Origin of the sequence: Adlercreutzia equolifaciens DSM 19450, assembly GCF_000478885.1 — a bacterium.
GTDB lineage: Bacteria > Actinomycetota > Coriobacteriia > Coriobacteriales > Eggerthellaceae > Adlercreutzia > Adlercreutzia equolifaciens.
This window is the reverse complement of the sequence record NC_022567.1, coordinates 1024390-1049060: the sequence shown is the minus strand read 5'-3', so window position 1 is coordinate 1049060 and position 24671 is coordinate 1024390. Positions and strand designations below refer to the sequence as shown.

The window sequence follows — 24671 nt, the reverse complement described above, 5'->3', positions numbered from 1 at the left end:
TTGGGTGTCGGCAATGGGCGAATAAGATATTTTAGAGCATGGCGGGCTATTGGGAAAGGCGCACGCGGAAGTTGCGGCCGCTCTTCTCCAGCTCGTAATCTCCCACCGAGGCCATGTACTGGCGCATCTGGGAATAGCCGAGGTCGCGCACCTTGAAGTCCTTGAACTTGGCACGCAGGGCGTCGGTGATGGTGGAGAGCATGATGCCCTCGGTGCCAGCGCCGGCCACCAGCTCGCGGATGTAGCCGGCCGGGGTGTCGCCCGCGGGCTTCTTCTTGCGAGCCGGCGCCTTCTGGGGGATCTCCTTCTTGACCGTGTTCTTCTTCGCGGCAGTCTTCTTGGCGGCCGGGTTCTCCTCCGCCTTCGACTTGGCCGCCTGGCGGCGCCGCGTCGGCTTTTCCGTCTCCGCGGGCTCCTCGGCCTCCGTCGGTTCCTTCGTCTCGCGCGCCTTCGCCTCTTCGGTGGCATCGGCTTTCTTCGTCTGGCGGGTCTTGCGCTCGGCGCGGGCGCGGCGGCCGGGCCGCACGTCCTTCTGAGCCTCCTCGGACTCGGGCAACACCTCCGGCGCTGCCTCCACGACCACTTCGACGGCCTCGGACGCCGGCACCTCCACCGCCACCTCGGGTGAGACATCCGACTGCTCCGCTTCGCCCTCGGGCAACGCCGCAGCAGCCTGGCGGCCCTCCGACAAACGCCCCACGGCCTTCGTCGCAACCCGGCGCGTGCCGCGATGGCTGCGCGAGCGGCGATTCGGCTTCTCGGGCTTCTCCATCTCGGGCTTCTCGGCCTCGGCCGAGGACGCCTCAGTCGCGGCCGCCTCTCCATCGAGCTCAGAGGCGACGTCGGCAGCCTCTTCTGCCTTAGCGGCCTTAGCGGCCTTCGCGGCCTTCTCGGGCTTCCCCGCACGCTCGGGCTTCTCCGCCTTCTCGGGGCGCTCCTCGCCCTCGGCGAGTTCCACGGTGACCGAACTGTGGTCTTTGGTGATGCGCACCCGCGTGAACTCCTCGAGCAGCTTCGAGAGCAGGTTCGTGCCGTAGCTGCGCACGTCGAAATCGGGGTAGCGCTTCTGCAGGCGGCTGCCGATCTCGCCCAAGCCGGTGGCCTTGCCGTTGTTCTGGTTGTCGGTGATGATGTCCACCACGGCCTGCTCCACGGAGTCCTTCGGCACCGCGTTGCTGCCGCCGCCCTTCTCGTTGCGCTTGTTCTGCACGAGCAGCTCGAGCGTGGTGAACACGTCGCAGGCGCGCCGGAAGGGCGTGGGGGTCTTCTTCTCCCCCATGCCGATGACCATGCGCCCGCTCTCGCGCAGACGGCTGGCCAGGCGCGTGAAGTCCGAGTCGCTGGACACGAGGCAGAAGCCATCGACGTTGTCGGTGTAGAGGATGTCCATGGCGTCGATGATCATGGCGGAATCCGTGGCGTTCTTGCCCTGGGTGTAGCCGAACTGCTGGATGGGCGTGATGGAGTTCTCCAGCAGCGCGTCCTTCCATTTCGCGTGCAGGGTGAGCGTCCAGTCGCCGTAGATGCGCTTGATAGTGACGGTGCCATACTTCGACAGCTCGTTCAAGATCGGCTTCAAGTAGCGCGCCGACACGTTGTCCGCGTCGATGAGCAGCGCGAAGCGGCGGTCGGACGACTCGGTGGTTGTCTTTGATTCCATGGGAGGTAAATTCCTTGCTTGAGATAAGGGGCCTTTGTCACTCAGTATGGCACACTTCGGCCTAAAATGCTGCACCTATCTTGGACTCAGGTCAAGCCGTAACGTTGAGAAGCACCTTTCCTCCCGAGAATACAGGAAGTCGGGGGATAGGGGCAGCCGAGGCAACAAAAAAGCCAGCGACAATAAGCCGCTGGCCTAGCATTTCGGTGGTGCACCATGAAGGACTCGAACCTTCGACCTTGGGATTAAGAGTCCCCTGCTCTACCAACTAAGCTAATGGTGCACTTGGTTCCTGCGCAAAGCGCTTGAATATTCTAGGCGAAGCTTTTCAGAATTGCAAGCCCTAAATTTTCAAGCGCGCTGGGGTGGATGATGGGACTCGAACCCACGATCTCCAGAGCCACAATCTGGCGCCTTAGCCAACTAGGCCACACCCACCATTTCGCGCAAGGCAGAATTATAGGCAACAGAGAGCCTGGGTGCAAGAGTTATTTTTCCCATGCCGCTCCCCGCGCCATGGGCGCCGCTCCCGTCGCCGCTGCCGGCACCACTCCCGTCGCCCGTTGATTCGTCTCGCCACCGTCCGACCGTTTCCGAGCACCCCGGCGCCGACGAGCACGCCGCGGTGCGCTTTAGCAGGCCGCCAAGTCCTTCACCACTTCCCCGCCGAGAATGAGGCCGGCTACGGAGGGGACGAAGGCAACCGAGCCGGGTGCCGGACGCGTACCGTCCTTCACAGCCATGTCGTCATCCGCGGGAACGAGCGGCGACTCAGTGGAGTAGACCACCTTCAACGACGGAATGCCTCGCCGCCGCAGCTCGCGACGCATGACGCGGGCAAGCGGATCGACCGAGGTCTCGTAGATGTCCGCCACCCGAAACGCCGTCGGATCGAGTTTGTTGCCCGCGCCCATGGACGACACAATGGGCACACCTGCCGCAAAGGCGGCTTCCACCAGGGCGATCTTCGCGCTCACCGTGTCCACCGCGTCAATCACATAATCGAAGGCCGCGAAATCGAACTGGTCAGCCGTCTCGGGAAGGAAGAAGCACTGGCGAGGACGCACGATGCACGACGGATTGATAGAGGCCACGCGCTCGGCCGCCACCTGCGTCTTCGGACGCCCGATAGCGCCCATCGTGGCGATAATCTGCCGGTTGAGGTTCGTGGGATCCACCGTGTCGGAGTCGACGAGATCGAGCGCCCCCACCCCGCTGCGAGCCAGCGCCTCCACCGCATAGCCGCCCACTCCGCCAATACCGAACACGGCCACCCGAGCCGCCGCCAAGCGGTCGAGCCCGTCTTGCCCCAGCAGCAACCGCGTCCGCGCGAAGAGGTCATCCACGAGCACACCCCCATCTTCCCTGAAGAGCGTCGAGTGTCGAACATGGGCGCTCTTGCAATAAGTTTCGCAAAAATGGTCACAAAATCGACTTTTGAACTCTTCGTGAACCGCAAACCCGTCATTTTCAGCAGTGAAACGCGGAAAAGAGGCGTTAAACTAACAAAATAGGGTTCAGAATCGAAGATATAGAGTTCAAAACTCGATTTTGTGACCATATTATCGCAGTTTTTTTGTCGGGAAGGCGCTTGCGGCCCCGATTAGGAGAAGACGATGTCCCAACAATCCTCGCAGCACAAAAATTTGACCCCTGCCATCGGTATCGCTCTAGCATTCTTGCTCTCGATGAGCTCTTTGGCCGGATGCAGTGCCTCGATGGCAGCTGATGAGGCGCCGACCGATAAGTCGACCCCTGAGCTCGCGAGCACAGGGGCGCCCGACGACTCACAAGAGCCGCAGGCCACTCCCCCAGAGGACGCAAACCAGCAGAATGCTGAAGCTGCTAGCGAAAACCGATCCGTAACCGACGATGGCGCCCTCTCCTACCGCGACATCCCCGCCTTCGATGGCAATCCCTACGTCTACGTGAACGACGGCGAGCCGGTGTTCACCGACGAGCAGCGCGCGGCCGAGCCCGGGTATGAGCGTTACGGCGAGCTGGACGAGTTAGGCCGCTGCGCCGCCGCCTTCGCCGTCGTGGGCCCCGAGACTCAGCCCACGGAGAAGCGCGGCTCCATCGGCGAGGTGCGCCCCTCCGGCTGGCAGATGGCCAAGTACGATTTCGTGGAGGGCAAGTACCTGTTCAATCGCTGCCATCTTCTGGGCTACCAGCTCACGGGCGAGAACGCCAATACGCAAAACCTCATCACCGGCACGCGCTATTTGAACGTCCAGGGCATGCTGCCCTTCGAGAACGCCGTGGCCGACTATGTGGATGCCACGGGCAACCACGTGCTCATGACCGTGGCGCCCGTCTTCGAGGGAAGCGAGCTGGTGGCCCGCGGCGTGCACATGATGGCTGAGTCCGTGGAAGACGGCGGCGAGGGCGTGGCCTTCAACGTCTTCTGCTACAACGTGCAGCCGGGAGTGGTCATCGACTACGGCACGGGCGCATCGATGCTCGAGGAGGATGCCACTCCCCTCCCCGACGTGTCGGGAGCCGAAAGCGCACCCGATGCCGCAAGCGAAGGCGCAGGTGCCAGGGAGGCGTCCGAGAAGGGCGCGACGGGCTCCGACGAGGGCAAGGGCGTCGCCGAGTACGTGCTGAACACGAACTCGAAGAAGTTTCATGTGCCGAGCTGCTCGTCGGTCGGCCAGATGAGCCCCAAGAACCGCGAGGACGTCGAGGACACCCGCGAGAACCTCATCGCCAACGGCTACGACCCCTGCAAGCGCTGCAACCCGTAGGACTTCGATGGAGTCTCCAAATGTGTGCTAGAATAGCCAACGCACTTACGGGGCTGTAGCTCAACGGTGGAGCAGGGGACTCATAATCCCTTGGTTCTCGGTTCGAATCCGGGCGGCCCTACCAAAAACAGACATGCGCCTGTCGGATATTTCCGGCGGGCGCATTTGCTATACGACGCTATCTTTCAAACGCGGCGAGCTTTTGTGCGATTAGCCTGGGAAGCTCTTCCGCGCATTCGGCGATGGCGTCTGCGCCTTCGCACTCCCCTGGCTCGCCAAATCCGTAGGCGCAGGCCACGAAGGGAATGTCGTTGCGCAGGGCCACCTCGCGATCGTGGAATCGGTCCCCTACCATAATATGGGGCAACGGATAGAAAGAAGCCACCTCGCGGTAGATCTGCCATTTGGGAATCCAGTCGAAGTCTTGGGCACAGTGAAGCCCTTCAATCCATCGGCCAAGGCCGAACTCCCGCATGTGATCCTCGCCGTAGGAGCGCCAGCAGTTCGACAGCAGCACCATGGTCGCCCCTCGGGAAGCTACCTCATCGAGGGCCTCCTCGACACCGGGGAACAGCCGGGCCCGGCCTTCCTTTCGCAAACGCTCCATCTCGTCTCGCACCCGCAGCGAGGCCTCGCGCCACACGGGCTCGGGAAGATGCGGGGCGAAGGTGGTCCACATCTCCTCGGTCGTCCAGCCGAGCCAACATGCAATGTCGGCGTCAGCGTAGGTGCGCCGCTCGAGCCAGCCCTCCTTCGAAAGCCATGCGCAGGCCGCGCGAAAAGCCGGTCCGTAGAGCGCCATCGTATCGTGCAGCGTGCCATCGTAGTCGAAGAACACCGTGCCTCGTCGATCGCCCATTCGCCTCTCCTTTCCCAGGGCGCGCGTCAGCTAGCCCTCGATCTCGCGCAGCAGGTTCACCATCTCGATGGCCGACGTGGCGCAATCGAAGCCCTTGTTTCCCGCCTTGGTGCCCGCCCTCTCGATGGCCTGCTCGATGGTGTCCGTGGTGACGACGCCGAACATCACCGGCACATCCGATGCCAGCGCCACCTGCGCGATGCCCTTGGCAACCTCGTTGCAAACCAAATCGTAGTGGGACGTAGCGCCGCGAATGACCGCTCCCAGGCAGATCACGGCATCGTAGTGCCCGCTTCGGGCCATGCGCTGCGCCACAAGCGGTTCCTCGAAGGCACCGGGCACCCAAGCTATGTCCACATCCTCCTCGCGAACATTATGGCGCAGAAGCCCGTCCATGGCCCCGGCGATCAGCTTGCTCGTTATGAACTCATTGAAGCGGGAGGCCACAATGCCCACCTTGACGTTCTCGGATACCAGTTTTCCCTCAAATACGGTCATGATCTTGCCTTTCTCTCAATTCCTTTCGAGTTTCCAAATTTTCGAATTTTCCGTCTGTTACGCCACCTGGGGCTGCGGCTCCTCCGCCTTGAGCATATGGCCCATCTTCTCCCGCTTGGTCTTCAGGTAGAAGCCGTCGTGGGCTGTAGGTGCAATCTGGATCGGCACCCGCTCAGCAATGACCAGGCCGAAATCCTCCAATTGATACACCTTGTCGGGGTTGTTCGTGAGCAGGCGCATGGTCTTCACTCCGAGGCTCTGCAGAATTTGGGCCCCGATATAGTATTCCCGCAGATCGCCGGCAAACCCCAGCGCCTCGTTTGCCTGCAGCGTGTCGAGGCCCTGCTCCTGCAGCTCGTAGGCGCGCATCTTGTTCACGAGCCCGATGCCGCGGCCCTCCTGGCGCATGTACAGCACCACACCGCGGCCGGCCGCTTCCACCTGGGCCATGGCCGCCGCAAATTGCGCGCCGCAGTCGCAGCGCTGCGAGCCGAACACGTCTCCGGTCAGGCATTCGGAATGCACGCGCACCAGCACGTCCTCGCCGTTGCCGATCGCTCCCTTAACGAGGGCGATATGGTGCTCGCCGTTCAAGCGGTTGACGAAGGTCTTGGCGCGGAACTCGCCGTATTCCGTGGGCATGAACACGTCGGCCACCTGTTCCACGTGCACTTCGTGCTTCTTGCGATAGTCCTGCAGCGCCTTGATGGACACGAACGTCAGGCCATGCCGCCTTGCCAGCTCGATCAGCTGCGGCGTGCGCATCATCGTGCCGTCATCGGCCATGATCTCGCAGCACAGCCCGCACGGCTCAAGGCCGGCCAGCCGGCACAGGTCCACCGTTGCCTCAGTGTGCCCATTGCGCTCCAGCACGCCGAGGGGCTTCGCCATAAGGGGAAACATGTGGCCCGGCCGGCGAAAGTCGCTGGGCGACGAGGTGGGATCCACCACTTTGCGCGCCGTAAGGCCGCGCTCGGCCGCCGAGATGCCCGTTGTCGTGTCCGCATGATCCACCGACACGGTGAATGCCGTCTCGTGGTTGTCGGTGTTGTCGGTGACCATCTGGGGGAAGCGCAGGCGGCGGCACAGCTCTGCGCTCATAGGCATGCAGATGAGCCCCTTTCCCACGCTCGCCATGAAGTTCACGTTCTCCGTCGTCGCGAATTGCGCGGCGCAGATGAGATCGCCCTCGTTCTCGCGATCGGGGTCGTCGGTCACCAGGATGACCTTTCCCGCGCGCAGGTCCCCCAAGGCCTGTTCAATGGTGTCGAATTGGAAGTCGTTCATGATGCTTCTCTTTCTCTGATAGCCTTGCCGTGCAGATGCGAGCCTAAAACCCATGGGCCGCAAGAAAATCCCGCGTGAGACCCGGTGACGACGGACTCGCCTTCGGACTGCCGCCACCCTTTCCCCAAAGCTCGTCCTTCCCGGGCGATGCGCGCGGCAGCAGACGCTCCACGTACTTGCCGATGACATCGTTCTCCATGTTGACCTTATCGCCGACGCCCTTGGAGGCGAGGGTTGTCTGCTCCCGCGTGTGCGGAATGACCGATACCGTGAAAGAAGCGTCCGAGACGCTTGCCACCGTCAGGCTGATGCCGTCGAGGGCAACCGAGCCCTTCTCGACGACCAGGCGCAGGAGGGAGGGCGCCGCCTCTATCTCGTACCACACGGCGTTCGCCTCCTGGCGCACCGAGGCAATCGTGCCCATACCGTCGATATGGCCCGATACGATATGGCCCCCGAAGCGCCCGTCGGCCACCAGAGCGCGCTCCAGATTGACGGGGCTCCCCGCGCGGAGCATTCCCAGATTCGATCGCCGCAGGGTCTCGGGCATGACATCTGCCGTGAAAGAGCCGCCGTCGAAGTCCGTCACCGTCAGACACACACCATTGACTGCGATAGAGTCGCCCAGTCGCACATCGCCCAAAACCCGCTTGGCGGCAATGCGTAGCACGCCGTCTTTGGAGCCGCCGCGCAGGAAACGCACGCGTCCCACTTCCTCTACGATACCGGTGAACATGGCTGAAGCCTCCCTTCCAGCAGCACGTCGCCTCCCATCATCTGCAGGGACACCTCGGAAAGGACGGGCGCATCCGCCGGATCCCCCACCCCGCGCCCCGCCACGGGGCCCAAAGCTTCTAAGCCGCCGAAAATCTTGGGCGCAATGTAGGCTTGGACGCGATCGACCAAACCTTCGTCGAAAAGGCTGCCGAGAAGCGTCGGCCCCCCTTCCACGATCAGGGAGTCCAGAGAGAAGCGCTGCCAGAGCAGCTCCATGAGAATGCGAGGGTCAACGCGACCTTCTCTCGCAGGCACCGCAACCACCGCGCATCCGCGCTCGGCCAGGGCGTTGCGGCGAGCCAGCAGCGCGCCCTCGGCCACGGCCACTATCACGGGCGCCTCGCTTGCCGTGCGAACCAGTTGGGATTCCAGGGGAAGGCGCGCGGCGGCATCGACCACGACGCGCGCCGGCTGGGAGACCTCGCGTCCATCGAGGCGGCACGTCAGCAGAGGATCGTCGGCGAGCGCCGTGCCGATGCCCACCATGACCCCGGCATGGCGGTGGCGGTCCTCATGAACGCGGCGGCGCGCCGCCTCTCCGGTCACCCAGCGAGAAAGCCCCTCCCGCGTGGCCACCTTCCCGTCCAAGGTCATGGCGTATTTGGCTATCACCAGGGGACGGCGCTGCTCCATGGCGTGCAGGAACGGTTCGTTGACAGCGCGGCACGATGGCTCCAAGACCCCCACGGCCACTTCGATGCCGGCCCGCCGCAGAGCCTCGTTGCCCCTGCCCGCCACAAGAGGGTTGGGATCGAGCACGCCCACGACCACGCGCGCAATGCCGGCCTCGATAAGCGCCTCGGTGCACGGCGGCGTCTTGCCCGTATGGCAGCAGGGCTCCAAGGTGACATAGGCCGTGGCACCGGCCGGCGACTCGCTGCAAGCCGCAAGCGCCTCCCGCTCGGCATGGGGACCGCCGAAACGGTGGTGCCAGCCCTCGCCGATGATACGGCCGTCTCGCACAATGACGGCGCCGACAAGGGGGTTGGGGCTCGTCCATCCCGCTCCGCGCCGGGCCAGCTCAACGGCTCGGGCCATGAAGCGCTCATCAGCCTCAGCGGGCAGCGAGCCGTCGGCATCCGCTGATTGCGCACCCACTTCCGACGATCGCACGCCCCCTCGCGCCCCATCGGGGACGCTGCGCCCTCCGTCCATCATGCCTCCTTTCACAAAGACACCTCAGGACAGGGGGGCGCCCGCATCGCAAAGGGCCCTGAAACACGAGGTTCCAGGGCCCTTGAGCATACGCGCGCACGCTGAAGATCTTCTTCCATCCAGACTGTACTGTCGGTCTCGGAATTTCACCGAGTCAGCCCTAAGGCTCGCGGACTTTACCGCCGGTCGGGAATCTCACCCTGCCCTGAAGATGCTATGTAGTTGTTCGACGGGAAGGATATTACGGCCGTTCTTCCCGATAGTCAATTACCCAAATTATTTCAAATGGGTGAAAGCACAAAATCCGATGGCTACATCTTCACCGGAGCCGACACGCCCAGCAGGTTCAGCGTCAAGGCCAGCACGATGCGGGTGGCGTCGCACAGGGCCAAACGCGCCGTCTGCACGTCGGCGTCGTCGGTGAGCACGTGGCAGTTGGTGTAGAACTGGTGGAACAGCGACGCCAGGTCCTGCGCGTAGTGGGTCAGGCGGAACGGCGCGCGGTCGCGGGCCGCCAGGGCGATGAGGTTGCCGAAGTCGGCCATCTTGCGCATGAGCGCCAGCTCGGAGGGATGGGTGAGCGGCGTCAGGTCGCAATCCTCGGGAATGATCTTCTCGGCGAGCTCGCCCATCGTCATCTCCCCCGCCTCGACGGCGGCGGCGTCGGCCTCATTGGCCGCCTTGCGCAGGATGGAGCAGATGCGCGCGTGGGCGTACTGCACGTAGTACACCGGGTTGGAGGCGTCCTTCTTCTTCGCCACCTCGATATCGAAGTCGATGGGCTGGTCAGCCGAGCGGGAGAGCATGAGGTAGCGGGTGGCATCCACGCCCACCTCGTCGATGAGCTCCTCGAAGGTGACCATCTCGCCGGTGCGCTTGGACATGCGCACGGCCTTGCCATCGCGGAACAGGTTCACGAGCTGCCCCAGCTGCACCTCGAGCGCCCCGGGCCAGCCCCAAGCCTCGAGCATGCACTCGCAGCGCTTGATGTAGCCGTGGTGGTCGGCGCCCCACAGATCGATAAGGTGGTCGAAGCCGCGCATCATCTTGTCGTAGTGGTAGGCCACGTCGCTCATGAAGTAGGTGGCCTCGCCGTCGCCCTTGATGAGCACGCGATCCTTGTCGTCGCCCAGATCCGTCGAGCGGAACCACAGGGCGCCGTCCTTCTCGTAGAGGTAGCCCTTCTCGCGCATGGCGTCCAGGGAGCGGGACACGGCGCTCTCGCCGTTCTCGTCCTCCACGTACAGCGAGCGCTCGGAGAACCACTTGTCGAAGGTGGTGCCGAAGTTGGCCAGCACCTCGCGCTGGTTCTTGAGCGTCATGTCGTAAGCCATCTCGCGGAAGGCCTCAACGCGCTCCTCGTCGGAGACGTTCAGCCACTTGTCGCCGTCGCGGTCGATGATGTCCTGGGCGATGTCCTTCACGTAGGCGCCGCCGTAGCACGCCTCGGGCATCTCCACGTCGCGGCCGAGCAGCTGCTGGTAGCGCACGTTCACGGAGTTGCCGAACACGTCCATCTGGTTGCCGTGGTCGTTGATGTAGTACTCCTCGTACACGTCGTAGCCGCCGTGGCGCATGACGCGCGCCATGGCATCGCCCAAGGACGCCCAACGGCCATGGCCCACGTGGAAGGGGCCGGTGGGGTTGGCGGACACGTACTCGAGGTTCACGTAGCGCTCGCCCTCGGGAATGGTGCCGCGACCGAAGTTGTCGCCCTCCTCGCGCACCTCGCGCACCACGCCCTGCAGCACGGCATCGGACAGGCGGATGTTGATGAAGCCGGGGCCGGCGATCTCCACGGAGGCGATCATGTCGTTTGCGGGAATGTGGTCCACGATGATCTGGGCGATCTCGCGGGGGTTCTTGTGAGCGAGCTTCGCGGTGCGCATGGCGACGGTGCTCGCCCAGTCGCCGTTGGCCTCGTCGCGGGGTCGCTCAAGAGCTGCCTGCGGGGCCTCCGCCAGCTCAAGTGAGCCGTCGGCACGGGCCGCGTCAATCGCGGCGTCGATGATCGCTTCGAGGGATTCGCGAATTTCCATTGGTCTAACTTCCTCTTCTGTACGTCTTCAGTACGTCGGCGTTACCACGCGCGCGGGCTGTGCCGTACCCAATCGCGCCTATAAGCGGCCATAATAGCATGAACGGCCCGAGAAAAACAGGAGCGCCCGAGCACTGTGCCCGGGCGCTCCCGCTAACGGTTCCGCAGGTCAGAACTGTGCAAGTGCACAAGTTCGCACGCTTGCCGTGGATGCTATGACAGGATCACCATGGCCGCCGTGAGGATCACGATGCAGACCACGCCGAGAACCACGAACAGCTTGGCACCGAATTTGAGCCACGTGGAGTACTCCACCTTGGCGAGGGCCAAGCCGCCCATGATGGCGCCGGAGGTCGGCGTGAACAGGTTCACAAGACCGTTGCCGGCGGAGTAGATCATGACCATGGTCTCGACCGAGAAGTTCAGCTGGTGGGCCAGGCCGCCCAGAATCGGGATGGACACCGTGGCCATGCCGGAGGAGGACGGGATCAGGAAGGACAGGACGATGTAGAGCAGGAACGACAGCGGCGCGAAGATGATCGCCGACATGCCCGTCAGCGCCGCGGCGGCGTTGTTCAGGATCCACATGTCAAGGCCCGTCTTGGCCATGAGCACGGTGATGGAGCGAGCCAGCGCGATGATGAGCACGACCGACATCATGTCGGCGGCGCCGTTGATGAACGCCTTCACGAAGCGGCTCTCGGACACGCCGCCGATGACGCCGATGATGAGCGCCATGAGCAGGAACCACGTGGAGGCCTCGTCGAAGTACCAGCTACCCAGCGGCACGCCGGTCAGGAAGGAAGACCAGGCCGGGGTGACCTCTTCCTCGGAGACCGAGGTGGCCTCAACCGGAGCGGCAAGCGTCGTCGTGGTGCCGTTCGCCTCGTCGTAGGCGCTCACAAGCTCCTCGCCGGTCACGGTGGTCGTCACTTCCTGGGTGGTGGCGCCGGCATCGAAGATGGTGACGCCGAGGTCGGCCCAGGGAATGAACGAGACGATCATGATGACGAAGGTGAGCGCGAACACGATGAGCGACCACTTCTGGCGGCCGGACATCTTCGGCGTCGCGGCGGCGTCATCGTCGGCGGCCTCGGTCTCGGACTCCTTCATGCCCCACTCGTTCATCATGTCCTGCTGCTCCTGCAGCGACAGGAAGGTGGAGCCCTTGTCGGCCTTCACCTTCTTGGCGTAGCGCATCACGAAGACGATGGCGATGGCGAGCGACACGAGCCAAATGATCACGCCGAGCGCGATGATGATGCCCTGGTTCACGGACACGCCGATGCCGTTCAAAGCGTCGACGGCCACGCCGACGGCGAACGGGTTCACGGTGGAGCCCATGACGCCGACGCCGGCGCCGAGCAGCACCACGGCCGCGCCGGTCAGGCTGTCGAAGCCGGCGGCCACCATGGTGGCGGCGAGCAGCAGGTAGAAGGGCACCGTCTCCTCGCACATGCCGTAGGTGGTGCCGCCGATGGAGAAGATCGCCATCAAAATCGGGATGAGCACGAGCTCGTTGCCCTTCAGCTTGTGCACGAGGGCCGCGATGCCGGCGTCAAGGGCGCCGGTCTCGGTGACGATGCCCAGAAAGCCGCCCAGGATCATGACGAACAGGCACACGCCGATGGCGTCCTGGAAGCCGAACACGGGCGCGGTGAGCACCTGGGAAAGCGTCGCGCCCTGGACGCCCTCGACGCCCGACGCGGACATGATAACAGTGACAATCGCCAGAACCACCAAGATGATGAGCAAGATGGTGAACGAGGACAGAGGCGCCCTCTTTTTCTTGCCTTTCTCTGCAGCTGCCATGGTTATCCCTCCTTAATCGAATGACTGACAAAACACGGGGGCCGTGCGGTTCCCCTCCCGACTCCGCACGGCCCCGAGGTGTCGAACTATGTGCCAGCTACCGTAGCGGTACGAAAGCTACTGCAGCGTGGCGTACATGACGGCCTTGATGGTGTGCATGCGGTTCTCGGCCTCGTCGAAGACCTTCGACTGCTTCGACTCGAACACGTCGTCTTCCACTTCCATCTCCGTCACGCCGAAGCGCTTCGCGATGTCGGCGCCGGTGGTGGTGTTGGTGTCGTGGAAGGCCGGCAGGCAGTGCAGGAAGATGGCCGTCGGCTTCGCCATGGCCATGATCTCCTTGGTCACGCGATAGGGCTGCAGCTGCTCGATGCGCTGCTGCCACACCTCGTCGGGCTCGCCCATGGACACCCACACGTCGGTGTAGATGACGTCGGCGTCCGTGGCGGCTTCCTTCACGTCCTCGGTGCACTTCACGGTGCAGCCGTTCTCGGCGGCGATGCCCTCGCAGGTCTTGATGAGCTCATCGTCCATCCAGCAGTCCTTCGGGCCGCAGCCGACGAAGTTCATGCCGAGCTTGGCGCACATCACCATGAGCGAGCGGCCCATGTTGTTCTTAAGGTCGCCGAAGAAGACGAACTTCAGGCCCTTGATGTCGTAGTTGAAGTTCTCCTGCACGGTGAGCGCGTCGGCGAGCATCTGGGTGGGATGCCACATGTCGGTCAGGCCGTTCCACACCGGGACGCCGGCCTTCTCGGCGAGCTCCTCCACATCGGACTGGGCGAAGCCGCGGAACTCGATGCCGTCGTAGAAGCGGCCGAGCACGCGGGCGGTGTCCTCGATGGACTCCTTCTTGCCCATCTGGGAGCTGCCCGGATCAAGGTAGGTCACGCCCATGCCGAGGTCCATGGCGCCGACCTCGAAGGCGCAGCGGGTGCGCGTGGAGGTCTTCTGGAACAAGAGAACGATGTTCTTGCCCTCGAGGTAGCGGTGCGGGGTGCCGGTGCGCTTCAAGTCCTTGAAGTTCTTGGAGAGCTTCAGCAGGTACTCGATCTGCTCGGTGGAGAAATCGAGCAGGCGGAGGTAGGACTGGCCGGAAATATTCACGGGCATAATACGTTCCTTTCAATGAGATGGCGGCCGACCGACAGGCCGGCCGCAGGGAAATTCTCAAGCAATGCGCAGCGCTTCAAGCCGCGCGGTGGGTTGCCTTACAGCGCCTCGCGCCAGGCCGGCATGGACATGCAGCGCGGGCCGCCACGGCCGCGGGAGAGCTCCGCGGACGGCATGACCAGGCAGTTGATGCCGTTCTTGTACAGCACGTCGTTGGTGACGTTGTTGCGCTGATAGACCACCACGGTGCCGGGGCGGACGCACAGGGTGTTGGAGCCGTCGTTCCACTGCTCGCGCTCGGCCGCGATGCGGTCGCCGCCGCCGCAGGGGATGAGCGTGACCTTCTCGCCGACGTACTCGGAGAGCACGGACTCCAGATCCTCGTTGCGCTCGCGGATCTTGGTGCCGCCCTTGCCGTCCGGGGTGATCTCGAAGACGGTCAGCGGACCCATGATGCCGGGATGAATGGTGAACTTATCGCGGTCGATCTGCGTGAACACGGTATCGAGGTGCATGAAGGCGCGGGATACCGGGATGTTGAACGCCAGGATGGTGTCGATCGGGCTCGTCTCGTCGTTGAAGATGTTGTGAGCGATGTGGTCGATGGCGTCGGGCTCGGTGCGCTGGGAGATGCCGATGGCCAGCACGTGCTCGTTGATGTTCAGGATGTCGCCGCCCTCGATATGGAAGGTGTCGTTGCGGCTGTAGTACTCGGGGGTGCCCACGAAATCGGGGTGATTCTTGAAGATGTAATCGCCGTAGATGGTCTCGCGGTTGCGCGTCTGGCTGTACATGCGGTTGATGGACACGCCGTTGCCGATCATCGCGAACGGGTCGCGGGTGAAGTACAGGTTCGGCATCGGGGCGCACACGAGCTTGCAGCGGTCGGACACCATGTCCACGAGCAGGTGCGTGTCCTTCTGCGGCAGCTCCTGCAGGTTGATGCCGGCCATGGTCTTCATGACCATGTCCTTGGTGTTCGGGTAGTTGCTCTCGATATAGTCGGTGATGATGTCGTGGTACATATCAGTGCGGATGCCCGCCTCGTAGATCCACTGATCGAGGAACTGGCGGCGCAGCTCGGGCTTGGCGTCCAGGACCTCGGCCATGAGATCCTCCAGGTACACGACCTCGACGCCCTCGTCGCGAAGGATCTTCGCGAAGGCGTCATGCTCTTCCTGGGCCACGGGAAGGAACGGGATGTCGTCGAACAGCAGCTCTTCCAAGGTGTTCGGGGTGAGGTTCAGCAACTCGTCGCCGGGGCGGTGAAGGATGACCTTCTTGAGATTGCCGATCTCGCTTTTGACGTTTACTCCTTGCATAGAAGCTCTCCTATCCTAGATCGGATACAGATAGAAACGTGCCAGCCACACAAGATCTCACGCGGCTTCGAGAGCAGAGGCCCACCAAGTCGTAACAAGGTCTGTTGTGTTTGACGGTATCTACTGTCCCACAACTTGTGGTTCGCTCCAGGAAGCCGACGGTTTGCTTTTCTCAGCGGAAACGAGATGATACGAATTTGTCACCTGCAAATCGGCCAACTGCTCTTTATTTTCGGTGAGCTTTTTGGTAAGGGAAAGGCGAGCCCTGCCAAACGTGATTGCTCGGCAGGGCTCGCAGCCTAAATTCATGGTCGGGACGACAGGATTCGAACCTGCGACATCCTGCTCCCAAAGCAGGCGCGCTACCAGACTGCGCCACGTCCCGAAATAGCGCGGAAAGTATAGCAGAACCCTCGCTATCGAGCAAAAGCGCAGGATTTTGCGTTTGGGAGAGCCTCGGAACTCCTTATGGTCCTTTTCGGTGCAGGATTTTGCGTTTGGGAGAGCTCGCAGGGAGCGTGCGACTCTCCCAAACGCAAAATCCTGCACAAAATCTTTGGGTTCTCAAACACGGAAACAAAACCATTACCATGTAAGTCTTCTTTTGCTTGCGCCCCCGCACACCTGCATAATAGCGTCTATGGAAAAATCCGAGACATACCGGCTGAAGCGGCTTTGGCTTTTGCTGCCCGGCGCGGCCGCGCTTGTGCTGACCTGGGTGGCGAGCGCGAACCCGTCGCTGACCGAGGCGTGGTTCTCGCGGGGCGTCTACCCGTGGCTGTCGTCGGCATGGGGGTTTCTGCCGTCGCTGGCGCCGTTCTCGGTGGCGCAGTGGGTCGTGGTGGCGGCACTCGCGTTCTGCATCGGGTGGCTCGGCTTCTACCTCGTCGCCTTCGTACGTGGGCGCGGTCGGCGGCGGTTCGTGCTGTGGCGCGCGCTGACCACAATGCTCGCCGTGCTCTCGGTAGCCTACTGCATCTTCGCCCTCATGTGCGGGCTGAACTACTACCGCCACACCTTCGCCGAGGACGCCGGATTCGAGCTGAGGGAATCTTCCACCGACGAGCTGGCGGCGCTGTGCGAGAGCCTGGCCGCCAACATGAACGAGACGCGGGCCGAGGTGACCGCGACAACAAACGAGGGAGAAGCCACCCGAGCCGGCGCCGAAATGGCCGCGATCCCCGACGAGTACGCCGAATCTCGCGGCGGCTTCTGGACCTACTCCCACGAGACCGTCGCGAACATGGAGGCGCTGGCCGAGCGCTACCCGGCGCTCGCGCGGCCGCTGTACTCCCCTCCCAAACCCGTGCTCTTCTCGGAGCTGATGAGCTACGCCGACATCGCGGGCATGTACTTCCCCTTCACCGTGGGATCGAACATCAACGTGGACGGGCCGTTCTTCACCATTCCCGCCACCATGGGGCACGAGATGGCCCACCAATGCGGCTTCATGCGCGAGGACGAGGCGAACTTCATCGGATACCTCGCCTGCAAGGACGCAACCGACCCGCTCACGCGCTACAGCGGCTATTCGCTGGCCTACGAATACGCGCTCTCGGCGCTCGTCAAGGCGGATCGCGATACGGCCGTTGCCGTGAGCGACGGGCTGTCGGAAGAGGTGAAGGCCGACCGCCGTGCGCGCGCTGAGTACCTGAAACAGTTCGAGGGCCCCGTGGCCGAGGCATCAAACGCCGCCAACGACGCCTATTTGAAGGCCAACCAGCAGCAAGACGGCACCCGCAGCTACGGCCGCATGGTAGACCTCCTCCTCGCCGAGGCCCGAGAAGAGAAGCCCGAGGAAACGCCAACCGACTAATATCCAAGGCAACCGAGCATCTTCGCCGAGGGATACGAAAACCTACTTCCCCGCCCGTACACGGGCGCGGAAAAGGCCGTATTCCAGGGAATCGACGAGCGCGTTCCAGGAGGCCTCGATGACGTTTTCCGAGACGCCCACGGTGCCCCAGGTGTCTACGCCGTCGGTGGCGGTGATGGTCACGCGGGTGATGGCGTCGGTGCCCTGGGACTCGTCGAGCAGACGCACCTTGTAGTCGATGAGCTCCATGGCCTCCACCTGCGGATACGACGCCACGATGGCCATGCGCAGGGCAGCGTCCAGGGCGCCCACGGGGCCCGCGCTCTCGCCCGTTGCCACAAACCGCCCCTCCCCCACGTGGATCTTCACCGTGGCCTCGGACAGGGCGTCTTTAGCCAGGGCTCCCGTGTCCTCGCGATCGTCCACGATGACGCGGAAGCTCTCCAACGTGAACGCCGGCGCGTACAGCCTCAGGTGGCGCATGAGCAGAAGGCCCAGCGAGCCGTCGGCCACCTCGTAGGTGAAGCCGGCCGCCTCGCGCGCCTTGATGTCGTCGAGCACCGCCTGCACGTCCACGCCGGCCGCTTCCAGATCGAAGCCGAGGCTTCTCGCCTTCGCCAGAAGCGATGCCTTGCCGGCCAGCTCACTCACCACTGTGCGGCTCGTGTTGCCCACGGCGGCGGGGCTCACGTGCTCGTAGGCGGCGGGGAACCGCGCGATGGCGCTGGCGTGCAAGCCGCCCTTGTGGGCGAAGGCCGAAGAACCCGTGTAGGGATGATGCGCGGGCATGGACACGTTGCAGAGCTCGGCCACGTACTGGGCCACGCCTGTAAGCTGGACGAGGCTGCGGTGCCCCACGCATTCCGCACCCATCTTCAGCTCCAAGTCGGCGATGACCGTGAGCAGGTCGGTGTTGCCCACGCGCTCGCCGATGCCGTTCACGGTACCCTGCACCTGCGTGGCGCCGGCGCGCACGGCCGCGAGCGTGTTGGCCACCGCGCAACCGGAGTCGTTGTGGCAGTGGATGCCGAAAGCCTGGCTCGGAAAGGCAGCGACTGTGGCTGCGACGATCTGCTCCACTTCGAAGGGCAGCGCGCCTCCGTTGGTCTCGCAAAGATCCACCGAATCGGCACCCGCCTCCACGGCCGCTCCCACGCAGGCCAGGGCATAGTCGCGATTTGCTTTGAAGCCGTCGAAGTAGTGCTCGGCATCGAACACCACATGCCGGCCAGCCGCCTTCAAGTGGGCCACCGACTCGCCGATCATGCGCAGGTTCTCTTCGAGCGTCGTTTGCAGCGCGCGCTCCACCTGGGCGTCCCACGTCTTCCCGACGATAGTGACCACCGGCGCCCCGCACGCGATGAGGTCGGCCAACCCGGGATCCTCGGCAGCGGCGACGCCCTTCTTGCAGGTGGAACCGAAGGCCGCGATTTGGGCGTGCTTCAAATCCATAGCCGCCACTTCGCGGAAGAAGACCACGTCCTTGGGGTTCGACGCAGGGAAGCCGCCCTCGATGTAGTCGATGCCGAACTCGTCGAGACGCCGCACGATGGCGAGCTTGTCGGCCAGCGAGAGCGTGATGCCCTCGCATTGCTCCCCATCGCGCAAGGTGGAGTCGTAGGTGTAGATGCGCGTCGCGGTCATAGATGCCTCCCCGAATCTCTGGTCGGGTGCCATTATAGCGCCCGCAAAGTCATCCGCACGCTTTCGCCTTCCCGATGCAGCTGAAGCCCCCGTTTTCGACCGCCTAACCTAGAACCTTCTCGAAGGCGATGCGCGGGGCGCCGGCCTCGGGGCCTTCCGTCAGCGTGATGTCGCCGCAGGGGACGAAGCCGAACTTCTCCACCGCCCGGCGCATGGGGGCGTTGTCGGCATGGGTGTCGATGCGCACGGAAACCATGCCGTCGGCAGCCGCCTTTTCGCAGGCGAAGGCGAAGAGCTTTCCGATGATGCCGCGCCCCCGACAGGCCGGATCCACGGCGCAGCGGTGCACCGTGGCGTAGGGACCGTCGGTCAGCCACTCCCCTTCCAGAGTCTCATAAGCGGCCTCGGGCTCATCGGCGTAGCGGAACACAGCCACCACGCGTCCCTCGTCCAGGGCAACATAGGCGGCACCTGCCGCCACGTCAGCCTCCCAGGTACCCCGGTCGGGATAACCGCACTGCCACTGATCGATGCCCATAGCGGCCATGTTGGCCCGGGCCTGCTCGGTGATAGCGACCATGGCATCCACCTGCTCAGGTTCCGCAACAACGATCTCCATGAAAACCTCCTATCAACTGCGCCGACATGCCCGGCGCCCATTTCCCGACGCCACTATAGCAGACCGATGCCGGCCGTGCCCGATCGGCGAAACAGGCCGTTCTTTCTTCGGCGCGCGTTACAGTTCGGGGAAGGAAAAAACGGGCCGTTCGAAGGAGCATTGGCAACGCGTACAATCATCGCGAAAAGCATCTCTGCGACCTGGCCCGGTACCCGACCTTCGGCCGAGGCGCGCCCGACAGGAGGTCGCTATGAAGCTCGTTCCCGTGAAGCAGGCCCAGGCCAAGCTCTTCAACGCTCCGGCCGACAAAGGACTGAAGTCGCTCACTCTGGCGACGTTCAAGAAGGACCGCTCCCTCACCCTCGAGCGCGACGGAGAGGGCTGGCTCCTCGTCGAGGACGGCTTCGAGAAGAGCCGCTCTCCCCTGCCGCCGGGCGCTGCTGGCAAGCGCCTGCTGAAGGAGGCCTTCAAGCGCGAGTTCCCCCGCAGCGCCAACGCCTATTTGGCAGAGGTTCGCTAACGCGGGCGCCCCGCTCAGTCGCCGAAGCACCCCGAAAATGCACGAAATCTCGAGTTGTAAGCGTCCGATCCCGCCGATGAAGACCCGTGCTCTGAAAAGCTATTGAGAAATGCCTGGTCAGCGAATTGGAGCCGATTTGCAAGCCTTCAGTTCCGAGTCATTCGCACCCCCGGGACGCTTACAACTCGCGATCTCGTGCATTTTTCAGGCAGTTCGTCGCCCCGAAGTTCCAAACCTCCGGATATCGACACCGGTCGCGACACCCGATCCTCCAAAGGCAGTCGCGCGGATCCGATCCCGGCCCTTGGAAAGGGCCGCCCTTCGGTGCTGCCACCTAGGTTGCCGCACGTTCTCTGGGGCCACTATCTTCTTCATCCCGAATACGGAAAGGTGGCCCCATGGCAGCAAGCGCAGAATACGCCCCGCCGAAAGAGCTCGTCAACGTTAGGGTGCAGTCCTCGGGGAAGCTGGAAGGCGCAGCATCGCTCCTTGAGATGCTTGAGGACAAGGCCGACAACCGGAGGATAACCGCCTCCGAGCTGGCAGCCGTGCGCTGCATCGTGGAGACCTGCGCGGCGAACCTCGACGGGGTCCTGGAACACGCCTAGATAAAACTAGGGCCAGTCCCAACAGGACCGGCCCTTGCAAAACCTTGCGGTTTTTCTACGTGCGATTATATTCCCAAATATCCCGCACCGCGTCAATTGTCTTGGCGAGAAACGACAGGAACGACACGAAGGCGTTTTGCTCTCCGTACCTTTGGCAGTGGTCCTTCAAAGCACCCGACAGCTCGACGAGCGCAGCCTTTGTATCGGATGATCTCTGACCCTCGATAGTGTCGAACACCGCCAGCGTCGTCACTAGCTGCTGCATCCCCTCGTTCCTCATCTTCTCCTTGCGAGCTCTGGCGCTTCCAACCTCTCTCCCCGACAGCCACTCCATGATTCTGTAGCGGGGTGCATGGCTTGCGCGGTTCCCGTCTGTGAAGCCGTTTATGATGCAGCTTTGATGGGCGCAGCAGTTGCGCACCGCCTTAACGCCTGTCAGCTCGTAATGCCTGTTCTCAAGCGCCTTGTCGCCCCAACGGTCAGCGCAGAACAGAAGGAAGGCCAGCAGCGTGCCGAAGGGAACTACCTCCAGAAACACCCACACCGGCATCGCGGAGCGGTAATGCTCGATGAGGTTCCCTGAATAAGTGTCGGCACCTCCTGAACTCCCTGCACGCGCCTTTAGCCCCCGCGCTATTGAATTGCGGTAAGTGGCTCTCTGGCCTTGCATGAACTCTGAAACGATGCCGTACCCGTCTTCTGTTGGATCGTCGGCCAACCTAGCGATGAGCCTCGTCTTGGCGATCCGCTCGATGTCGCCCGTCACGGCGAGGAACGTGCGTCTCAACCTGCCGTCCAATGCATCGAGGTCAAGCAAGTCTGCGAAATCCAGCTTGACGTATTGGCCCGCCTTGCCTCCTTCGCGGTGAACCTGGAACAACTTCCGGTACGCGGCGGTGTGCAGGAACGTGTCCCTGCCCGACAGCGCCTCGATGGCCTGCTCCTCGCTGCAGCGATCGAACGTGACGCCTTTCGCCTTCAGCAGTTCGACCTGTCCTTCGGGCGTCAGCATGGGCTTCAATCCTTGCGCCTCGTGCTCGCCTTCGTCCAGGCCCCAAGCGGTGTATGTCTTTTCCGTTTCTTCCATGCCCCTATTCTACGCAAGCCGTCATCGCCCAGAAACCATGCGTTCCCGAAAGCGGAACATCGCCGCAACGGAACAGCTTCCCCCGTCGCCATCCGACCTCCACGGGCGCGGCCCCAGCCCCCGGCGTCCTCGATGCCCGGATGCTCGGCCGGGAACCGGGCGGCGCGCAAGGGCCGCGAAAACTTTTCCGCGAGAGTACCCTACGCCCTACGCCCCTCGCCGTACCTTCGTGATGCTGAACCTCGCCAATGGGGAGAACATCAAGACCGTATCGGTGCTCTTAGGTCACGAGAGCACCGATACACGCTTGACCTGTATGCCGGATACGTGCCCAAGACCGGCGTCGAGTTGGGCAGTCGCTATATGAATTTCCTTAGATCCTACGATATTGCCGCTTAATGGAATATTCATCGGGTTTGTTTTGGAAGGCGAATCAATTGGGGTATAATCCCCTCTACCTTTGCGGGTGTAGTTCAATGGTAGAACTCCAGCCTTCCAAGCTGATAACGCGGGTTCGATTCCCGTCACCCGCTCCAGAAACGCCACGGCCCCGCCATTGCGACGGGGCCGTTTTCGTTCGTCGGTTCTTTGCGACAGCCTACTCCGCATCCATCTCGGCAATCTGGCTCGCGATTGCCGCTTTCAGCGAATCCATCAAAGGTAGATACTCGCATTTGATCAGCTCGCAGTAGTGCTCTTGGTTCACGCTCATGTAGTCATGGGTGCTCAGGTTGCGGTTCTTGAGCATGGACAACCATCGCTCCTGCTCCGCGATAAGCCCCACCGCTCCTGCTTGCTTAATGACATCGCGAGGAGAGGGCTTCACGTCAGCAAGCCCATAGAACTCAGTAAGGGAGTCTTTCATGAGCTTCCAAGCGATATCGAACAGGCTATTGAAGGCGTAGATAATCGCAGCACCATCGCGCTTGCGGTACGCGGGCATCTCGGCGATGAACTCATTCGTATCGGCCAGCAGACGCAAAAACGACTCAAACCGGTCACGCAATGCTAATCCAGGCATCTTCCAATCCCTTCTTATGGGTGACGTTCAAATCGACGAGGTCGATAAGGAACACGGTGTCGATTTCGTCGACGAGCTCTTCGATGGCATCGAAATCGTCACTTCTGACGGCGATATCAATGTCGCTTCCGGCATGAGCTTCATGCCGAGCTTGAGAACCGAACAACCATGCCTCCGATTGATGATCGCGGCAAATCGCCGCCACAGCAGCGACGGTCTCATCGACCGTCGTGAGAACGGATGCGGGGCGCATGGCGATATCGCAATACTCGTACAAACTCGCTCCAAGAGAAAGAGCCGGGCCGAAACCCGGCTCACAGGCCTTCTGGTGCGCCCAGTAGGAATCGAACCTACAACCTACGGATTAGAAGTCCGTTGCTCTATCCGTTGAGCCATGGGCGCTTAACGTTCGCCGGGTCGCCCGGCAGCAAGCCATTATAGCGCATCTTTCCATGCGGTAGGACACGGGGCCGATCCCAGGTCTGCAGCCTTCGGAAGCGGTGCGACTTAAAGGGCCCCAGAGAGCCAAGAGGATCCTCCATGACGGCCGCACCGCGGGGAATCTCCTTCAGACACTCCCATACGAGCTTGCTGGAAGGCGCAGGCAATGCGGGACAGGCTCAAGAACACATGCCCCGCATTGTCCGGCGTCTCGACAGGCCGCGTCAAACAGAGACTTGCCGCACTATTCTTTCCATTCGAAACACTACGCCAGCAATGCCGTCCCTTCCTCGGCAAACGCAATAGCATCCTCGAAGCAATCGACATTGTTTGGATTACCCATGTTGTGGATACCGCTTCCCCAATCCGATCCGTAGTTCAAATAGAATGTGGCTTTGTTAAGCAGCACCGTCGCCTGCTCTACCTTCGATGCGTCGACGGAGTTCCCGGCACGCTCAATAGCCGATGCAAGCTCGTCCACCGCAGCTTGGGCCGGCGCCCTCCTCGTCTCGTAGTCTGCCTTCACTTCCTCGACAGCCGCTTTGCGCTGCTCGACGGTCGAGTCAGTATGGCAGCCAAGGCAATTCTCATACAGCTCCTCGTTGCAGTCGGGCCCCTTGAAGATATGCACGCTGTACATCGTGCCGTCATCGCTTTGGGCCTTGGGCATATGGCAGTCCACACACGTGGCGCCGGCCTTCTCCATGATACTGCCAACAAAGCTGTTGAATTCCATCTCTTCCGCGGGAACGATGGGGTTCTCGTTGCCCGAAGCCTCATAATGCTCCCAATAAGCATCCGCATCGAGACCGAATTGAAGCATCGACCACGAAGACGGATCGGGATTGTCCATGATAGTGCCCCAATCCGGCAGGGCATGGCATTGGGCGCAGACAAGATTCTTCTCGTCCGTTTCGATTCCCCCGCGCTTTGCGGCGTCAATGACCCACGTGTTCGCCGGCGTCAATTCACCTGGGTTGTTGCCATGGCACGAATAGCACGTCACGCCGACTGTGACCTGGCGCCGGAAATCAGTGAAATCCATCGCAAACAGCCCGTCTCCATGTTCTTTCACCAAAGATGAGAATTCGCTCGTGTGACAGCGCATGCATCCCGTCTCTGGCGTCATATTGGAGAAATGCGTCGCGCTAAAAAACGTGTTCACCTTGCCGTGGGCATCGGGCTGTCGGTCATCGTAGGTCTCATAGCCGGCATCTATGTAGCTCGCATACTGATTCGGATACTGATCTTTCCACGCATAAGGACTCAAGATGGCCGTCCCGGCATCGGTTTCCGACGCCATGGGAGCATCGCCTGTCGTCGACAATTCGCTCTGCTGGACAGCGCAGGCGCCTAGGCACAGGCAGCAGGCGAAGGCGACGCATGCTGCCAACAGAAAAACTTTACGTTCCCTCTTTCCAGATAAGACTCGTCTCATAACAGCTCCTTCTCTCCTTCGGTCGCGGTCGTTGCGCTGAAGGGCCCAGCCTTCCCCTCGCCACCATTGTAGGTGCCGATTTCGCCCCCGCAATCGCGATTCGCTTGCGTTTTGCTTGCATTTGCCAATCGTGGCAGCAGACGAACCTCGTCCTCTATAATCGAAATCAAACGCCGGCGCACCCAGCGCCTGATACGCTCGAGACC

At 62.5% G+C, this 24671-nt stretch carries 21 protein-coding genes, 6 tRNA genes and 1 riboswitch; of the genes, 6 read left to right on the top strand and 21 right to left on the bottom strand.

The genetic code is table 11. The features are described 5' to 3' along the window. Positions 1–46 precede the first annotated feature (46 nt). The 4 genes from AEQU_RS11825 to AEQU_RS04010 all read right to left on the bottom strand — a co-directional run bounded on the left by AEQU_RS11825 (position 47) and on the right by AEQU_RS04010 (position 3012). Positions 47–1660, bottom strand: coding sequence for an NYN domain-containing protein (locus AEQU_RS11825; RefSeq protein WP_022739650.1), 1614 nt, complete (start codon positions 1658–1660; stop codon positions 47–49). A gap of 207 nt (positions 1661–1867) precedes the next feature. Next, positions 1868–1943: transfer RNA gene (locus AEQU_RS04020), tRNA-Lys, on the bottom strand. Positions 1944–2021: 78 nt separating this feature from the next. Then, a tRNA-His gene (locus AEQU_RS04015) sits at positions 2022–2098 on the bottom strand. Between the two features lie 194 nt (positions 2099–2292). Further along, complete coding sequence (locus AEQU_RS04010) at positions 2293–3012, bottom strand: tRNA threonylcarbamoyladenosine dehydratase (protein WP_197536804.1); 720 nt, start codon at positions 3010–3012, stop codon at positions 2293–2295. Positions 3013–3378: 366 nt separating this feature from the next. On the opposite strand from AEQU_RS04010, the gene AEQU_RS04005 reads away from it, so the two are divergent. Both AEQU_RS04005 and AEQU_RS04000 read left to right on the top strand, forming a co-directional pair. Beyond that, the gene (locus tag AEQU_RS04005) at positions 3379–4410 is read left to right on the top strand and encodes a DNA/RNA non-specific endonuclease (RefSeq protein ID WP_022739648.1); all 1032 of its coding nucleotides are present in this window, start codon (positions 3379–3381) and stop codon (positions 4408–4410) included. A gap of 49 nt (positions 4411–4459) precedes the next feature. After that, positions 4460–4534 (top strand) — tRNA-Ile (locus AEQU_RS04000). A 54-nt stretch (positions 4535–4588) separates the two neighbouring features. On the opposite strand, the gene AEQU_RS03995 is transcribed toward AEQU_RS04000, so the two are convergent. The 10 genes from AEQU_RS03995 to AEQU_RS03950 all read right to left on the bottom strand — a co-directional run bounded on the left by AEQU_RS03995 (position 4589) and on the right by AEQU_RS03950 (position 15656). Beyond that, the gene (locus AEQU_RS03995) at positions 4589–5269 is read right to left on the bottom strand and encodes an HAD family hydrolase (protein ID WP_022739647.1); all 681 of its coding nucleotides are present in this window, start codon (positions 5267–5269) and stop codon (positions 4589–4591) included. A 30-nt stretch (positions 5270–5299) separates the two neighbouring features. Continuing rightward, positions 5300–5767 (bottom strand): 6,7-dimethyl-8-ribityllumazine synthase, encoded by a 468-nt coding sequence (gene ribH, locus AEQU_RS03990; protein ID WP_022739646.1) that lies wholly within the window; start codon positions 5765–5767, stop codon positions 5300–5302. Positions 5768–5824: 57 nt separating this feature from the next. Next, on the bottom strand, positions 5825–7054 hold the full coding sequence (locus AEQU_RS03985) for a bifunctional 3,4-dihydroxy-2-butanone-4-phosphate synthase/GTP cyclohydrolase II (protein WP_022739645.1): 1230 nt from the start codon (positions 7052–7054) through the stop codon (positions 5825–5827). Positions 7055–7097: 43 nt separating this feature from the next. Then, positions 7098–7790: a riboflavin synthase gene (locus AEQU_RS03980; protein ID WP_022739644.1), complete on the bottom strand. Its 693-nt coding sequence runs from the start codon at positions 7788–7790 to the stop codon at positions 7098–7100. After that, the gene (gene ribD / locus AEQU_RS03975) at positions 7772–8989 is read right to left on the bottom strand and encodes a bifunctional diaminohydroxyphosphoribosylaminopyrimidine deaminase/5-amino-6-(5-phosphoribosylamino)uracil reductase RibD (protein WP_225885598.1); all 1218 of its coding nucleotides are present in this window, start codon (positions 8987–8989) and stop codon (positions 7772–7774) included. The genes AEQU_RS03980 and ribD overlap by 19 nt, the downstream gene beginning before the upstream one ends. 100 nt (positions 8990–9089) lie before the next feature. Beyond that, positions 9090–9203: riboswitch (FMN riboswitch) on the bottom strand. Positions 9204–9297: 94 nt separating this feature from the next. Continuing rightward, complete coding sequence (argS, locus tag AEQU_RS03970) at positions 9298–11025, bottom strand: arginine--tRNA ligase (protein WP_022739642.1); 1728 nt, start codon at positions 11023–11025, stop codon at positions 9298–9300. Between the two features lie 212 nt (positions 11026–11237). Then, entirely contained in the window at positions 11238–12836 is a 1599-nt protein-coding gene (locus tag AEQU_RS03965; RefSeq protein WP_022739641.1) for a YfcC family protein, read from the bottom strand. 117 nt (positions 12837–12953) lie between these two features. After that, positions 12954–13949 carry an ornithine carbamoyltransferase gene (gene argF, locus AEQU_RS03960; RefSeq protein WP_022739640.1) on the bottom strand — a complete coding sequence of 332 codons (996 nt, stop codon included), beginning with the start codon at positions 13947–13949 and terminating at the stop codon, positions 12954–12956. Between the two features lie 98 nt (positions 13950–14047). Continuing rightward, positions 14048–15271 carry an arginine deiminase gene (gene arcA, locus AEQU_RS03955; protein WP_022739639.1) on the bottom strand — a complete coding sequence of 408 codons (1224 nt, stop codon included), beginning with the start codon at positions 15269–15271 and terminating at the stop codon, positions 14048–14050. Between the two features lie 308 nt (positions 15272–15579). Beyond that, positions 15580–15656: transfer RNA gene (locus AEQU_RS03950), tRNA-Pro, on the bottom strand. A gap of 255 nt (positions 15657–15911) precedes the next feature. On the opposite strand from AEQU_RS03950, the gene AEQU_RS03945 reads away from it, so the two are divergent. Then, the gene (locus tag AEQU_RS03945; RefSeq protein WP_022739638.1) at positions 15912–17087 is read left to right on the top strand and encodes a DUF3810 domain-containing protein; all 1176 of its coding nucleotides are present in this window, start codon (positions 15912–15914) and stop codon (positions 17085–17087) included. A 42-nt stretch (positions 17088–17129) separates the two neighbouring features. Here the strand turns inward: AEQU_RS03945 and cimA are convergent, their stop codons facing one another. Both cimA and AEQU_RS03935 read right to left on the bottom strand, forming a co-directional pair. Beyond that, positions 17130–18731, bottom strand: coding sequence for a citramalate synthase (cimA, locus tag AEQU_RS03940; RefSeq protein WP_022739637.1), 1602 nt, complete (start codon positions 18729–18731; stop codon positions 17130–17132). Positions 18732–18834: 103 nt separating this feature from the next. Continuing rightward, positions 18835–19350, bottom strand: a complete 516-nt coding sequence (locus tag AEQU_RS03935) for a GNAT family N-acetyltransferase (RefSeq protein WP_022739636.1) — start codon at positions 19348–19350, stop codon at positions 18835–18837. Positions 19351–19600: 250 nt separating this feature from the next. On the opposite strand from AEQU_RS03935, the gene AEQU_RS03930 reads away from it, so the two are divergent. Further along, on the top strand, positions 19601–19870 hold the full coding sequence (locus tag AEQU_RS03930) for a hypothetical protein (protein ID WP_022739635.1): 270 nt from the start codon (positions 19601–19603) through the stop codon (positions 19868–19870). 398 nt (positions 19871–20268) lie between these two features. Beyond that, positions 20269–20478 carry a hypothetical protein gene (locus AEQU_RS03925; RefSeq protein ID WP_022739634.1) on the top strand — a complete coding sequence of 70 codons (210 nt, stop codon included), beginning with the start codon at positions 20269–20271 and terminating at the stop codon, positions 20476–20478. A 55-nt stretch (positions 20479–20533) separates the two neighbouring features. On the opposite strand, the gene AEQU_RS03920 is transcribed toward AEQU_RS03925, so the two are convergent. Then, positions 20534–21565, bottom strand: a complete 1032-nt coding sequence (locus AEQU_RS03920) for an Abi family protein (protein WP_022739633.1) — start codon at positions 21563–21565, stop codon at positions 20534–20536. A 462-nt stretch (positions 21566–22027) separates the two neighbouring features. Here AEQU_RS03920 and AEQU_RS03915 point away from each other — a divergent pair. Then, positions 22028–22101: transfer RNA gene (locus AEQU_RS03915), tRNA-Gly, on the top strand. A gap of 62 nt (positions 22102–22163) precedes the next feature. Here the strand turns inward: AEQU_RS03915 and AEQU_RS11820 are convergent. The 4 genes from AEQU_RS11820 to AEQU_RS03895 all read right to left on the bottom strand — a co-directional run bounded on the left by AEQU_RS11820 (position 22164) and on the right by AEQU_RS03895 (position 24465). Beyond that, complete coding sequence (locus AEQU_RS11820) at positions 22164–22586, bottom strand: HI0074 family nucleotidyltransferase substrate-binding subunit (protein WP_022739632.1); 423 nt, start codon at positions 22584–22586, stop codon at positions 22164–22166. Continuing rightward, positions 22564–22863, bottom strand: coding sequence for a nucleotidyltransferase domain-containing protein (locus tag AEQU_RS12115; protein WP_022739631.1), 300 nt, complete (start codon positions 22861–22863; stop codon positions 22564–22566). The genes AEQU_RS11820 and AEQU_RS12115 overlap by 23 nt, the downstream gene beginning before the upstream one ends. A gap of 49 nt (positions 22864–22912) precedes the next feature. Beyond that, positions 22913–22988 (bottom strand) — tRNA-Arg (locus AEQU_RS03900). A 304-nt stretch (positions 22989–23292) separates the two neighbouring features. Then, the gene (locus AEQU_RS03895; protein WP_022739630.1) at positions 23293–24465 is read right to left on the bottom strand and encodes an ammonia-forming cytochrome c nitrite reductase subunit c552; all 1173 of its coding nucleotides are present in this window, start codon (positions 24463–24465) and stop codon (positions 23293–23295) included. Positions 24466–24671 lie beyond the last annotated feature (206 nt).